The 11,512-nt window shown below is 59.9% G+C and carries 13 protein-coding genes; 12 read left to right on the forward strand and 1 reads right to left on the reverse strand.

The window, feature by feature from the left end; genetic code table 11:
- Positions 1 to 34: 34 nt before the first annotated feature.
- The 12 genes from MKR05_RS13620 to trpS all read left to right on the forward strand — a co-directional run bounded on the left by MKR05_RS13620 (position 35) and on the right by trpS (position 9,985).
- Positions 35 to 835 carry a pilus assembly protein gene (locus MKR05_RS13620; protein ID WP_284118849.1) on the forward strand — a complete coding sequence of 267 codons (801 nt, stop codon included), beginning with the start codon at positions 35 to 37 and terminating at the stop codon, positions 833 to 835.
- A complete protein-coding gene (locus MKR05_RS13625) occupies positions 819 to 1,352 on the forward strand; it encodes a PilN domain-containing protein (RefSeq protein WP_087826923.1) in 534 nt (177 codons plus the stop codon). Before MKR05_RS13620 ends, MKR05_RS13625 begins: the two co-directional genes overlap by 17 nt.
- On the forward strand, positions 1,342 to 1,770 hold the full coding sequence (locus tag MKR05_RS13630; protein WP_072413867.1) for a pilus assembly protein PilO: 429 nt from the start codon (positions 1,342 to 1,344) through the stop codon (positions 1,768 to 1,770). The genes MKR05_RS13625 and MKR05_RS13630 overlap by 11 nt, the downstream gene beginning before the upstream one ends.
- Positions 1,760 to 2,140: a HofP DNA utilization family protein gene (locus MKR05_RS13635; protein ID WP_023291194.1), complete on the forward strand. Its 381-nt coding sequence runs from the start codon at positions 1,760 to 1,762 to the stop codon at positions 2,138 to 2,140. Before MKR05_RS13630 ends, MKR05_RS13635 begins: the two co-directional genes overlap by 11 nt.
- Positions 2,076 to 3,317 carry a DNA uptake porin HofQ gene (gene hofQ, locus MKR05_RS13640; protein ID WP_284118847.1) on the forward strand — a complete coding sequence of 414 codons (1,242 nt, stop codon included), beginning with the start codon at positions 2,076 to 2,078 and terminating at the stop codon, positions 3,315 to 3,317. Before MKR05_RS13635 ends, hofQ begins: the two co-directional genes overlap by 65 nt.
- A 270-nt stretch (positions 3,318 to 3,587) precedes the next feature.
- The gene (gene aroK, locus MKR05_RS13645; RefSeq protein WP_002920267.1) at positions 3,588 to 4,109 is read left to right on the forward strand and encodes a shikimate kinase AroK; all 522 of its coding nucleotides are present in this window, start codon (positions 3,588 to 3,590) and stop codon (positions 4,107 to 4,109) included.
- A gap of 55 nt (positions 4,110 to 4,164) precedes the next feature.
- A complete protein-coding gene (aroB, locus tag MKR05_RS13650; protein WP_023291192.1) occupies positions 4,165 to 5,259 on the forward strand; it encodes a 3-dehydroquinate synthase in 1,095 nt (364 codons plus the stop codon).
- A gap of 84 nt (positions 5,260 to 5,343) precedes the next feature.
- Positions 5,344 to 6,633, forward strand: a complete 1,290-nt coding sequence (gene damX / locus MKR05_RS13655) for a cell division protein DamX (protein WP_032429003.1) — start codon at positions 5,344 to 5,346, stop codon at positions 6,631 to 6,633.
- Between the two features lie 78 nt (positions 6,634 to 6,711).
- Positions 6,712 to 7,539 (forward strand): adenine-specific DNA-methyltransferase, encoded by an 828-nt coding sequence (gene dam / locus MKR05_RS13660; protein ID WP_004202178.1) that lies wholly within the window; start codon positions 6,712 to 6,714, stop codon positions 7,537 to 7,539.
- A gap of 17 nt (positions 7,540 to 7,556) precedes the next feature.
- Positions 7,557 to 8,234, forward strand: a complete 678-nt coding sequence (gene rpe, locus MKR05_RS13665) for a ribulose-phosphate 3-epimerase (RefSeq protein WP_023291190.1) — start codon at positions 7,557 to 7,559, stop codon at positions 8,232 to 8,234.
- A complete protein-coding gene (gph, locus tag MKR05_RS13670) occupies positions 8,227 to 8,988 on the forward strand; it encodes a phosphoglycolate phosphatase (RefSeq protein ID WP_023291189.1) in 762 nt (253 codons plus the stop codon). Before rpe ends, gph begins: the two co-directional genes overlap by 8 nt.
- Positions 8,981 to 9,985: a tryptophan--tRNA ligase gene (gene trpS / locus MKR05_RS13675; RefSeq protein ID WP_002920253.1), complete on the forward strand. Its 1,005-nt coding sequence runs from the start codon at positions 8,981 to 8,983 to the stop codon at positions 9,983 to 9,985. The genes gph and trpS overlap by 8 nt, the downstream gene beginning before the upstream one ends.
- 74 nt (positions 9,986 to 10,059) lie before the next feature.
- Here trpS and cysG read toward each other — a convergent pair whose 3' ends face one another.
- A complete protein-coding gene (gene cysG / locus MKR05_RS13680; RefSeq protein ID WP_023291188.1) occupies positions 10,060 to 11,433 on the reverse strand; it encodes a siroheme synthase CysG in 1,374 nt (457 codons plus the stop codon).
- Positions 11,434 to 11,512 lie beyond the last annotated feature (79 nt).

Here is an 11,512-nt window from a genome sequence, read left to right on the forward strand (position 1 = left end):
CCGGACAGTTTTGCCGGATAAGGAGATCGTAAGCATGGCTTTCAGAAACTGGCGGATCGGAATGCATATCCAACAGGATAGCATTGCCATTGTCGCGCTACTGCATGAGCGCTCACACTGGGCACTGCGCCGCTGGTGGCGCATTCCTCTGCCGCCAGGTCTGGTGCGGCAGGGGATGGTGGCGGACGTTAGCGCCCTCGGCTCACGGCTGGCCGCCTGGCGGCGGGAGCTACCGGCGCAGCATCAGATCAGTATCGCCTTTCCCGCGGCTCGCACGCTGCAAAAACGCCTGCCTTATCCCCAGTTCGCCCTGCGAGAGCGGGAACAGGCGACGTGGATAGCCAGCGCCATGACCCAACAGCTGGCGATGCCCGCCTCCTCTCTATGTATTGATTATGCGCCCACCTCGCGGGATGACGGCTGGCAGGTGACGGCGGCGCAGCGGCTGGATATCAATGTTCTGCGGGAGCTGGCAGGGCGGCTGCGGCTGCGGGTGGCGGCCATCGTACCGGATGCCAGCGCGCTCGGCGCCTTTTTCCCCTGGGTGACGGCAGCAGAGCAAGGCCTGGCGTGGCGGGATGAAAAGTACTGGCTATGGGCGACCCAGGAGGCCTGGGGCTGTGACGCCTGCGATGCGATAGGGTCCTTAAGCCAGCTGGCGGGGCAACTTCAGGTTCCTCTGCGCCTGTGCGCTGATGCGGGCGACGAGGCCAGTCGTTTTGATGTCTGGCAGGTGGTTTACCGCCGGCAGCCTCCGCTGCCAGCCGACGGCGATCGCTACGCCATTGCCCTTGGGCTGGCGCTGGGAGGCGGGCGCCATGACGCATGTCGTTAATCTTCTCCCCTGGCGTGACCTGCGTCGCCGCCAGCGCCTGCGCTACGCCCTGTTGTTAGCCACCGGTATCGTGCTGCTGGTGGGAACGACCCTGCAGGCGGGGCGAACAGCGGGTCTACAGCGCGACGCCCTGGCGAGGATCCACACGACAGCCGACGCAGCGTTGCTCGCCTCGCTCAAACAGCGCGAACAGGCGATGCGCGAGGCATGGCAGCAGCATCAACGCCAGCGCGAGCAGCGCCAGCGCAGATCGACGATCGCCGCCTGGCAACCCCGACTAATGGCGCTCGCGGCAGGCCTGCCCGCTCAGGCATGGCTGACGCGGCTGGAGTACCAGGGGGCGCGCCTGACGCTGGATGGCCTGGCCCTCAACCTGCAGGCGCTGGCCCGGGTGGAGGCTGCTCTGGCCAGCGTCGCGGGATTCGCGCCGGCTAAAGCCGGCGGAACGCAGCGCGACGCCGAGGGGCGCTGGCAGTTCAGTTTTACCCTGTCGGGAGCGCGCACCGATGCGGATTAACACCCGGCGCACCCGGGCGGGGCTGTTGATTCTGCTCGCGATGGGGCTGATGGGGGGCGGCGTGGCGCTCTGGCGCGATGCCCCCCAGCCGCTGGCGGCGCTGTCCCGCGATGGCGCTCTGCAAACGCAGTGGCGGCGGATCATGGCGCTGCGCATCCCCGCCGGTGAAAGTTCCGGGGAACGCATCGACAAGCAGCCGTTTTCGCCCATCGCCATTCCGCTCGCCGGCGCGAAGCTAATCGCCTGGCATCCGCAGGGGAGCGGCGGTGAGATGGCGCTGTCTCTCCCCTGGCCGACGGTACCCGCCCTGTTCTCATGGCTGGCGCGCTGCGGGATGAACCCGCGTTCGTTCTCGCTGGAGCGCGAGGGGCAGGCGCTGCGCATGCGGCTGCAGCTGGAGGCGGAAGATGGGCGGTAAATGCTGGATTTTGCTGTGGTTGCCGCTGTCGCTGCTGGCGGCCGGGCGCGATCCTTTCCTGCCGGTTGAAGATCCTTGCCGCACGGCGCAGCTGTCGCAATGGCGCTATGGCGGCGCGGCCGGCGATGGCGCAGGCTGGACGGGGTTTTTGCAGGACGGAAGCGGCATGTGGCGACGGGTACGGCTGGATGAGCAATTGCCCACGGGCTGGCGGGTGAGTCGGCTGACGGCCGGCGAGCTGGACATCGTCACGCCCCCGGGATGTGAACCGCCAGCGTGGCGCTGGCAACGTGAAGGAAAACAAGATGATGCGATGGATAAGCCTGCTGCTTCTGCTGCTACCGCTGGCGGTGGTCGCCGCGCGAAATGACAAGCCGGTTTCGCTGGTCGTTGGCGACGCGCCAGTGGCCCAGGTGTTGCAAGCCCTGGCCGAAATGAACCATAAGAACCTCGTTGTCGCACCGGACGTCAGCGGCACGCTCTCCCTGCGCCTGCAGAAGGTCCCCTGGACCCAGGCGCTGCGGGCAGTGGCGGATAGCGCAGGCCTCTCTTTGCAACAGCAGGGGACGGTCATCTACGCGCATACGCAGGCCTGGCAAAAAGCCAATCTGGCGCAGCGCGAAGCTGAACAGGCGAAACGTCTGCAGAACCTGCCGCTGCTGGCGGAGAGCGTGACGCTGCACTATGCCGATGCCGAGGAGCTGGCTAAAAGCGGCGGTAAGTTGCTTAGCGCCCGGGGAAACCTGATGGCGGACAAGCGGACCAATCGGCTGCTGATCCGCGATGATGCGCGGCATCTGCCGGCGCTGAAGGCCTGGGCGCAGGAGATGGATCTGCCGGTCGGACAGGTGGAGCTGGCCGCCCATATCGTGTCGATGAGCGAAACCAGCCTGCGTGAACTGGGGGTGAAGTGGCGGCTGGCGGAGGCTGAAAGCACCCCGGGATCCGGGCACATCACCACCCTAAGCAGCGATGTGTCGGTCAACGATGCCAGCACCCGCGCAGGCTTTAACATCGGCAAAATTAACGGGCGCTTGCTTGAGCTGGAGCTTTCCGCGCTGGAGCGCAAGCAGCAGGTCGAGATTATCGCCAGTCCTCGTTTGCTCGCCTCCCATATGCAGCCCGCCAGCATCAAGCAGGGGAGCGAGATCCCCTATCAGGTCTCCAGCGGTGAAAGCGGCGCCACGTCGGTGGAGTTTAAAGAGGCGGTGCTGGGCATGGAGGTGACGCCGACGGTGCTGCAGCAGGGGAGAGTGCGGTTGAAGCTGCGAATAAGCGAGAACACGCCAGGCCAGGTGCTGAAGCAGGATAACGGCGAGGCGCTGGCCATTGATAAACAGGAGATCGAGACCCTGGTGGAAGTCCGCAGCGGCGAGACCCTGGCATTGGGCGGCATCTTTTCGCAGAAAAACAAAACCGCCCGCGACAGCGTCCCGCTGCTTGGCGATATCCCGGTGCTGGGGCGTCTGTTTCGCCGCGACGGGAAAGATAATGAACGCCGTGAACTGGTTGTCTTTATTACGCCACGGATTCTGGCAGTACGTTAAGCAGGTTTTTCATGCTAAACACGTTTCAGGTGTTTGACGTGAGGACGGATTTAGCATACAAGGGGTACCGATTTGAGAGTCGGGTACGACATCAATCCTCCCTTTATTGTCCGGCGATTTTATTCAGTTGCCAAACCAGCCGGAGTATTGAGATAATTTTTAGTCTGACTCTCGCTCTATTGCATATGAGGTTTCAGTTCATGCCCTGCGGCGCTGGGTGTCTGCGAAGCGGGTTTATCATTAACGAATAGTCTTAGTAGTACCGAAAAAATGGCAGAGAAACGCAATATCTTTCTGGTTGGGCCTATGGGTGCCGGCAAAAGCACTATTGGGCGCCAGTTAGCCCAACAGCTCAACATGGAATTTTACGATTCTGATCAAGAGATTGAGAAACGCACTGGCGCTGATGTGGGCTGGGTCTTCGATGTTGAAGGCGAAGAAGGCTTCCGCGACCGTGAAGAAAAAATTATCAATGAGTTGACGGAAAAACAGGGGATTGTGCTGGCGACTGGCGGCGGCTCTGTAAAATCCCGTGAAACGCGTAACCGTCTCTCCGCCCGCGGCGTGGTGGTCTACCTGGAAACAACGATCGAGAAGCAGTTGGCCCGTACGCAGCGCGATAAAAAGCGTCCTTTGCTACAAGTCGATGCGCCGCCTCGTGAAGTACTGGAAGCGCTGGCTGACGAGCGTAACCCGCTGTATGAAGAGATCGCCGATGTGACTATCCGCACAGACGATCAGAGTGCGAAAGTCGTCGCGAACCAGATTATTCATATGCTGGAAAGCAACTGATTCTGGCTTAATAAAAGTGCGTCAGAGTAAAAGTCATTGAGGTGGATGTCGCGTTATGGAGAGGCTTACTGTTACCCTCGGGGAACGTAGTTACCCGATTACCATCGCGGCTGGTTTGTTTAACGATCCAGCTTCCTTCCTGCCACTCAAGTCGGGCGACCAGGCTATGCTGGTCACCAACGAAACGCTGGCGCCGCTTTATCTGGATACCGTCCGCTCTGCGCTGGAGCAGGCAGGGGTCAACGTTGACAGCGTGATCCTGCCCGACGGCGAGCAGTATAAAAGCCTGGCGGTGATGGATACCGTATTTACCGCGCTGTTACAAAAACCCCATGGCCGCGACACCACGCTGGTGGCGCTCGGCGGCGGTGTTATCGGTGATTTAACCGGTTTCGCCGCGGCAAGCTATCAGCGCGGCGTGCGTTTTATCCAGGTCCCTACCACCTTGCTGTCGCAGGTCGACTCGTCGGTCGGCGGCAAAACCGCAGTGAACCACCCTCTCGGCAAAAACATGATTGGCGCCTTCTGGCAGCCGGTTTCCGTGGTGGTTGATCTTAACTGTCTGAAGACGCTTCCGAAGCGCGAACTCGCTTCCGGACTGGCTGAGGTCATCAAGTATGGGGTGATCCTCGACGGCGCATTCTTCAGCTGGCTGGAAAACAACATTGATGCCCTGCTGGCGCTGGATGAAAAGGCCATGGCGTACTGCATTCGCCGTTGCTGTGAGCTGAAAGCGGAAGTTGTGGCTGCCGACGAGCGTGAAACCGGGTTACGTGCTTTACTCAATCTTGGACATACCTTCGGCCATGCTATCGAGGCTGAAATGGGCTACGGTAACTGGCTGCACGGCGAAGCGGTGGCGGCAGGTATGGTGATGGCGGCGCATACGTCCGAGCGGCTGGGGCAGTTCCGCTCGCAGGATACTCAGCGCCTTATCGATCTGCTCAAGCGTGCAGGTTTACCGGTACGCGGCCCGCAGGAAATGAGTGCGCAGGCGTATTTGCCCCATATGATGCGCGATAAGAAAGTACTGGCTGGCGAAATGCGGCTGGTGCTCCCGCTCGCAATAGGAAGCAGCGAGCTGCGCGGCGGAGTGCCGCATGATGTGGTTCTTGGCGCGATTGCTGATACTCAGCAGGCGCAACAATAAGAAGGTCTGGCCGCGTTCGCGCGGCGTTATCATTTCGGGTGATGTGCAATAATCGTGAGCATAAGCCTTTTAGTGGGGTGTTAAATGGATGATTTCAAACCAGAAGACGATATGAAAGCCGATCGCAACGATCGTCGTGCTGGTCGTTCCCGTCAGTCTTCCGAGCGTGATGCCGATCCGCAGATCAATTTTGACGATGTTGATCTTGATGCCGATGAAGGCCGTCCGACGCGCGCCGGCAAGGCCCGTCGTGAGCGTGAAGAGGAAGAGTTCGAAGAAGAACTGGATGCGGAAGATGAGGAGATGCTCGAAGAGCAGCCTGTAGAGCGTCGTCCGCGTAAGCGTAAAAAAGCGCCGGCGAAACCCGCTTCCCGCCAGTACATCATGATGGGCGTGGGGATTCTGGTGCTGTTGCTGTTAATCGTAGGTATCGGTTCCGCGCTGAAATCGCCATCTTCGTCCAGCCAGCAGACCGCTTCCGGCGAGAAGAGCATTAATCTGTCTGATGACCAGTCCGCCAGCACCCCAGCTGCCGGCCAGGATCAGACAGCCGCCAATACCACCACACAGCAGGACGTCACGGTACCGCCTATTGCCGCGAACCCGACCCAGGGCCAGGCAGCGGCAGAGCCGCAGGGCCAGCAGCGCGTTGAAGTTCAGGGCGATCTGAATAACGCGCTGACCCAGCAGCAGGGCCAGCTGGACGGCGCCGTAGCTAACTCGACGCTGCCAACTGAGCCGGCAACCGTCGCGCCGATCCGTAATGGCGCCAGTGGCGCCGCGGCGCCGCGCCAGACGACCGAACGTCAGACGGCTGCAACGCCGCGTCCGGCCGAGCGTAAGCACACCGTCATCGAAGCGAAGCCGCAGCCTAAACCACAGGCGGTGGCGAAAGCGCCGGTAGAAACGAAACCGGTCCAGCCGAAGCATGTTGAAAGCGCGGCCACTACCGCTCCGGCGAAAACGACCGTCAGCGAAAGTAAACCGGCAGCCACCGCGCAGAGCAAACCAGCCACGACCGCGACGACCGCAGCGCCAGCCGCAACGGCAGCCGCGGCAGCGCCGGCGGCGAAGAGCGGTAAAACGGCAGGTGACGTCAGCTCGATGAAATCTGCGCCGTCGGGTAACTATACCCTGCAGCTCAGCAGCTCCTCTAACTATGAAAACCTGAATAACTGGGCGAAGAAAGAGAAGCTGGACAGATATGTTGTCTATGAAACGTCGCGTAACGGCCAACCGTGGTACGTGCTGGTGAGCGGTATCTATTCATCGAAAGATGAAGCGAAACGCGCGGTCACCTCGCTGCCGCCGGACGTGCAGGCGAAAAATCCATGGGCAAAACCACTGCATCAGGTTCAGGCTGATCTGAAATAATGCCGTGGGGTAGTCTTAAGCGCAGGATGCTGTCGGAGCTTTCTCCACAGCCGGAGAATGTGTAATTAGTTAGGCAGCATGAAAAAGAATCGCGCTTTTCTAAAGTGGGCAGGGGGGAAGTACCCCCTGCTTGACGATATTAAAAAGCATTTGCCGGAAGGTGAGTGCTTAATCGAGCCCTTTGTGGGCGCCGGGTCGGTATTTCTCAATACCGACTTTTCTCGTTATATCCTCGCGGATATCAACAGTGATTTAATCGGCCTGTACAACATCGTCAAATTGCGCACCGACGAGTATGTCGCTGCCGCCCGCGAGATGTTTACCCCGGAAAACAACGTCGCTGAGCGCTACTACCAGTACCGAGATGAATTCAACCAGAGCCAGGATCCGCTGCGTCGCGCGGTGCTGTTCCTGTATCTGAACCGTCACGGCTACAACGGCCTGTGTCGCTACAATTTGCGCGGCGAATTCAATGTGCCGTTTGGCCGCTATAAGAAGCCCTATTTCCCCGAGGCTGAGCTCTATCATTTTGCCGACAAGGCGCAAAACGCTGAGTTTTACTGCGAATCTTATGAAGAGTGCATGCAGCGTGCGGATAGCCGCACGGTGGTGTATTGCGATCCGCCCTATGCGCCGTTGACGGCGACGGCGAACTTTACCGCCTACCACACCAACAGCTTCAACCTGGAGCAACAGGTGCTGCTGGCGCAAAAGGCGGAATCGCTGATGAAGAAACGGATCCCGGTGCTGATTTCCAACCACCGCACGCCGTTGACGCAGGAGTGGTATAAAAACGCGGCAGAAACGCATATTGTGAAGGTTCGGCGCAGCATCAGCAGCAACGGTGGTACGCGTAAAAAGGTGGACGAGCTCTTAGCGCTCTACCGTCCGCCTAAGACCAAATAAATTTCAAGGAGATGCGGATGAAGCAGTATTTGATTGCCCCTTCGATTCTGTCGGCTGATTTTGCCCGTCTGGGTGAGGATACCGCGAAGGCGCTGGCGGCGGGTGCGGATGTCGTGCACTTCGACGTCATGGACAACCACTACGTGCCGAACCTGACGATTGGCCCGATGGTGCTGAAGTCGCTGCGTAACTACGGTATTACCGCGCCGATCGACGTCCACCTGATGGTGAAGCCGGTCGACCGCATCATTCCTGATTTTGCCGAAGCTGGCGCCAGCATCATCACCTTCCACCCGGAAGCTTCCGAACACGTCGACCGCAGCCTGCAGCTTATCAAAGAGCACGGCTGTAAAGCGGGCCTGGTGTTTAACCCCGCGACGCCGCTGAGCTATCTCGATTACGTGATGGATAAGCTGGACGTGATCCTGCTGATGTCGGTTAACCCGGGCTTTGGCGGCCAGTCCTTTATTCCGCAGACGCTGGATAAACTGCGTGAAGTGCGCCAGCGCATCGATGCGTCCGGCTACGATATTCGCCTGGAAGTGGATGGCGGAGTGAAAGCGAGCAATATCGGCGAAATCGCCGCGGCGGGTGCGGATATGTTCGTTGCCGGTTCGGCGATCTTCGGCCAGCCGGACTACAAGAAAGTCATTGATCACATGCGTAATGAATTAGCGAAGGTAAGTCATGGATAAATTACAGGCGATCCGCGGCATCGCGTTTGATCTCGACGGCACGCTGGTGGACAGCGCGCCGGGTCTGACCGCCGCCGTTGATAACGCCCTCTACGCCCTGGAGCTGCCGGTGGCGGGAGAAGAACGCGTCGTGACCTGGATCGGCAACGGCGCCGATGTTCTGATGGAGCGGGCGCTGACCTGGGCTCGTCAGGAGCGTGCAACGTTACGTGCGGCGATGGGCAAGCCTTCCGTCGACGATCATGATATTCCGCAAGACGAACAGCTGCGCATTTTGCGTAAACTGTTTGACCGCTATTACGCCGAAGCGGCGGAAGAGGGCAGTTTCCTGTTTCCGGCAGTGGCCGATACGCTCGGCGCGCTGCAGGCCAAAGGCCTGCCGCTGGCGCTGGTGACCAATAAGCCGACGCCGTTCGTCGCCCCGCTGCTGGACGCGCTCGATATTGCGAAATACTTTACCGTGGTGATCGGCGGCGATGACGTACAGAACAAAAAGCCGCATCCGGAACCGCTGCTGCTGGTGGCGCAAAAGCTCGGCCTGACGCCGGAGGCGCTGCTGTTCGTCGGCGATTCCCGTAATGATATTCAGGCGGCCAAAGCGGCAGGCTGCTGCTCTGTTGGCCTGACCTACGGCTATAACTATGGCGAACCGCTTGCGCTGAGCGAGCCGGACTATCTCTTCGACCAGTTTAATGAACTCTTACCCGCTCTCGGGTTACCGCACAGTGAAACTCAGGAATTGAAACATGACTAAGCCCATCGTTTTTAGTGGCGCACAGCCCTCAGGTGAACTGACCATTGGCAACTACATGGGTGCGCTGCGTCAGTGGGTAAACATGCAGGACGATTACCACTGCATCTATTGCATCGTGGACCAGCACGCCATCACCGTGCGCCAGGATCCGCAGCAGCTGCGTAAGGCGACGCTGGACACCCTGGCGCTGTATCTGGCCTGCGGCATCGACCCGCAGAAAAGCACTATTTTCGTTCAGTCTCACGTGCCGGAACATGCCCAGTTAGGCTGGGCGCTGAACTGCTACACCTATTTCGGCGAACTGAGCCGCATGACCCAGTTTAAAGACAAGTCCGCGCGCTACGCGGAGAACATCAACGCCGGTCTGTTTGATTATCCGGTACTGATGGCCGCTGACATTCTGCTGTACCAGACCAACCAGGTTCCGGTGGGCGAAGATCAGAAACAGCACCTTGAACTGAGCCGCGATATCGCCCAGCGTTTTAACGCCATCTACGGCGATATTTTTAAAGTGCCTGAGCCGTTTATCCCTAAATCCGGCGCGCGCGTGATGTCGCTGCTGGAGCCGACGAAAAAGATGTCCAAGTCCGACGACAACCGCAACAACGTCATCGGCCTGCTGGAAGACCCGAAATCGGTGGTCAAGAAGATCAAACGTGCGGTCACCGACTCCGACGAGCCGCCGGTGGTGCGCTACGACCTGAAAGAGAAAGCGGGCGTCTCCAACCTGCTGGATATCCTCTCCGCGGTCACCGGGAAAACCATTCCTGAGCTGGAGCAGCATTTCGAAGGCAAAATGTATGGCCACCTGAAAGGCGAAGTCGCCGAAGCGGTATCGGGCATGCTGATTGACCTGCAGGAGCGCTATCACCGTTTCCGTAACGACGAAGCGTTTCTCAATCAGGTGATGAAGGACGGCGCAGAAAAGGCCAGCGCGCGGGCTTCTCAAACCCTGAAAGCGGTATACGAAGCGATTGGCTTTGTCGCCAAGCCGTAAGCGACGCAACAGCTAAAAAGGGCGGGATTATCCCGCCCTTTTTTATGCCTGTCGTTCACACCGTCAGGCGAAGGTTAGTGGTTCGAGAACCAGTTCAGTTTATCCCGCAGACCGACCACACGGCCGACAATGATCAGCGCCGGGCTGGCCATCTGCTGCGCCAGAATATCCAGCTGTCCTAAGGTGCCGCTGACCACTTTTTGCGTCACGGCGGTGCCGTTCTCGACGATGGCGGCAGGCATATCTTCCGCCATGCCGTGGGCGATAAGCTTCTCGCGGATCGCCGGCGCCTGGTTCAGACCCATGTAGAACACCAGGGTCTGCTTCTCCACCGCCAGGTTCGCCCAGTCCAGCTCGCCGCCGGTTTTCAGATGGCCGGTGACCAGGCGGACGCCCTGGGCGAAATCGCGATGGGTCAACGGGATCCCCGAGTAGGCGGAGCAGCCGGAGGCGGCGGTGATGCCGGGCACAACCGAGAAGGGGATCCCCGCCTCGCAGAGGGTCTCCAGCTCCTCTCCGCCGCGGCCAAAGATAAAGGGATCGCCGCCTTTCAGCCGGACCACGCGTCTTCCTTTTTGCGCTTCGCGCAGCAGGATCTGGTTGATCTCCTCCTGCGGCACGCAGTGATAGCCTGAGCGCTTGCCGACGAACACCCGGTCGGCATCGCGGCGCACCAGATTCATAATGTCGTCGGAGACTAGCCGGTCATAGACCACCACGTCGGCCTGCTGGATCTGCTGCAGGCCTTTAAGCGTGAGCAGCCCGGCGTCACCTGGGCCGGCGCCAACCAGGACGACCTCGCCGCGATGCTCTAACGGCTCGGTCAGCAGCTGCTCGGTGGTATCCGCCACCGCCTGCCGATCGTCATTGGCCAGCGACTGCGCCAGCCGGTCGTTAACGAACAGCTTCTCCCAGAAGCGGCGGCGTTCGCCTACGGTGGCAAACTGTTGCTTCACGCGCGCGCGCAGATGGCCGGCGTAGCGGGCCAGCTGGCCAAGATGCAGGGGTAAGACTGACTCCAGCTTCTCGCGCAACAGGCGCGCCAGCACCGGGGATGTCCCGCCCGAGGAGACGGCGACCATCAGCGGCGAGCGGTCGATAATGGACGGCATGATAAAGCTGGCCTGGCGCGGGGCATCCACCACGTTACAGAAGATACGCCGCGCTTCGGCCGCGTCGCTGACCTGCTGGTTCACCGTCTCATTATCGGTAGCGGCGATGGCCAGCCAGCAGTTGTCCAGCAGCGAGGGGATAAACTCCCCCTGCACCAGGGTTAGCATCTGTGAATCGGCCCACACATGAAACTGCGGGGTAAAGTCGAGCGCATTGACCGTGACGTTTGCGCCAGCATCCAGCAGCAGACGGGCCTTGCGTTCGGCGACATCCCCGCCGCCAACCAGTAAACAATCACGCTGGCGCAACTGGCAGAATATGGGTAAGTGATCCACAGAATAACCTCATAAAAATAAGGGGTAGAAAATGAGTGGTCGTAGAATAGCAGCAAAGGTAATACAAAACATGCGACAT

The organism is Klebsiella sp. K5-204, from assembly GCF_030128585.1.
GTDB classification, from domain to species: Bacteria; Pseudomonadota; Gammaproteobacteria; order Enterobacterales; family Enterobacteriaceae; genus Klebsiella; species Klebsiella quasipneumoniae.

Excerpts from the sequence above, each read along its gene's own strand:
- MKR05_RS13620 (WP_284118849.1), top strand. The coding sequence starts at position 35 with ATGGCTTTCAGAAACTGGCGGATCGGAATGCATATCCAACAGGATAGC.
- MKR05_RS13625 (WP_087826923.1), top strand. The coding sequence starts at position 819 with ATGACGCATGTCGTTAATCTTCTCCCCTGGCGTGACCTGCGTCGCCGC.
- MKR05_RS13630 (WP_072413867.1), top strand. The coding sequence starts at position 1,342 with ATGCGGATTAACACCCGGCGCACCCGGGCGGGGCTGTTGATTCTGCTC.
- MKR05_RS13635 (WP_023291194.1), top strand. The coding sequence starts at position 1,760 with ATGGGCGGTAAATGCTGGATTTTGCTGTGGTTGCCGCTGTCGCTGCTG.
- hofQ (WP_284118847.1), top strand. The coding sequence starts at position 2,076 with ATGATGCGATGGATAAGCCTGCTGCTTCTGCTGCTACCGCTGGCGGTG.
- aroK (WP_002920267.1), top strand. The coding sequence starts at position 3,588 with ATGGCAGAGAAACGCAATATCTTTCTGGTTGGGCCTATGGGTGCCGGC.
- aroB (WP_023291192.1), top strand. The coding sequence starts at position 4,165 with ATGGAGAGGCTTACTGTTACCCTCGGGGAACGTAGTTACCCGATTACC.
- damX (WP_032429003.1), top strand. The coding sequence starts at position 5,344 with ATGGATGATTTCAAACCAGAAGACGATATGAAAGCCGATCGCAACGAT.
- dam (WP_004202178.1), top strand. The coding sequence starts at position 6,712 with ATGAAAAAGAATCGCGCTTTTCTAAAGTGGGCAGGGGGGAAGTACCCC.
- rpe (WP_023291190.1), top strand. The coding sequence starts at position 7,557 with ATGAAGCAGTATTTGATTGCCCCTTCGATTCTGTCGGCTGATTTTGCC.
- gph (WP_023291189.1), top strand. The coding sequence starts at position 8,227 with ATGGATAAATTACAGGCGATCCGCGGCATCGCGTTTGATCTCGACGGC.
- trpS (WP_002920253.1), top strand. The coding sequence starts at position 8,981 with ATGACTAAGCCCATCGTTTTTAGTGGCGCACAGCCCTCAGGTGAACTG.